We start from the raw sequence: 1,400 nt of genomic DNA on the forward strand, positions 1-1,400 counted from the left end.
ACCAGGATATTGGCCACGCCCTGCAGCTTGCTGCCCGGCAGCACGCGCTCGCGGATCTCCGGCACGATGGCGCTGTCGCCCTCCATCTCGCCGTCGACCATCAGCTCCGGCGCCTGCTGGTGCAGCAGCTCGGTGGCGTGGCGCATCTTCTGGGCGCTGGCGTCGTCGCGCGAGCCGAAGTCGGAGTGCGACACCATGGCGATGCGCGGCTCGATGCCGAAGCGCTTCACATGCCCGGCGGCCTGGATCGCCATCTCCACCAGGTCCTCGGCATTGGGATCGGTCGACACATGGGTGTCGCAGACGAAGAACGCCCCCTTCTGCGTCACCAGCATCGACAGCGCCGAGACATCGCGCACCCCCGGCGCCAGGCCGATAATGGTGCGGATGTGGCGCAGGTGGCGGATGAACCGCCCCTCGACACCGCACAGCATGGTGTCGGCATCGCCGCGCATCACCGCCACCGCGGCGATCACCGTCGGGGTGGTGCGCACCAGGGTGCGGGCGATCTCGGGCGTGACGCCGCGACGGCCGGCGAGCTCGACATAGGTCTGCACATAGTCGCGATAGCGCGGATCGTCTTCCGGGTTGATAAGGTCGAAATCGACGCCCGGGCGGATCGACAGGCCGAAGCGCTCGAGGCGGGTATCGATCACCGCCGGCCGCCCGATCAGGATCGGACGGGCGATCCCCTCCTCGACCACCACCTGCGCCGCGCGCAGCATGCGCTCGTCCTCGCCCTCGGCGTAGATCACCCGCTTGGGCGCCTGCTTGGCGGTGGCGAACACCGGCTTCATCACCAGGCCGGAGCGGAACACGAAGCGGTCCAGCTCCTCGGCATAGACATCGAAATCGGCGATCGGCCGCTTGGCGACGCCGCTGTCCATCGCCGCCTTCGCCACCGCCGGCGCCACCCGCAGGATGAGGCGCGGGTCGAAGGGCGAGGGAATCAGCGAGGTGGCGCCGAACACCGGCGTCTCGCCGCCATAGGCGCGGGCCACCACGTCGGAAGGCGTCTCGCGGGCCAGCTCGGCGATGGCGTGCACCGCCGCGATCTTCATCTCTTCATTGATCGTCGTCGCCGCCACGTCGAGCGCGCCGCGGAAGATGAAGGGGAAGCACAGGACGTTGTTGACCTGGTTGGGGAAATCCGAGCGGCCGGTGCAGATCATCGCGTCCGGCCGCGCATCGCGGGCGAGGTCGGGCATGATCTCCGGCGTCGGGTTGGCCAGCGCCATGATCAGCGGACGGTCGGCCATCGCCTTCAGCATTTCCGGCTTCAGCACGCCACCGGCAGACAGGCCGATGAAGATGTCGGCGCCGGCGATCACTTCGGCGAGGCTGCGGGCGTCGGTCTTCTGCGCGAAGGCCCCCTTATAGGGGTCCATCAGCGTCTCGCG

At 68.9% G+C, this 1,400-nt stretch carries 1 protein-coding gene; it reads right to left on the bottom strand.

Annotated elements, in window-relative coordinates:
• Positions 1-1,400 (bottom strand): phosphate acyltransferase (locus KHC24_RS15875; RefSeq protein ID WP_271180696.1); only part of this gene is annotated, 1,400 nt, incomplete at both ends.

The sequence above is a fragment of the Ancylobacter defluvii genome, from assembly GCF_018390605.1.
Lineage (GTDB): Bacteria > Pseudomonadota > Alphaproteobacteria > Rhizobiales > Xanthobacteraceae > Ancylobacter > Ancylobacter defluvii.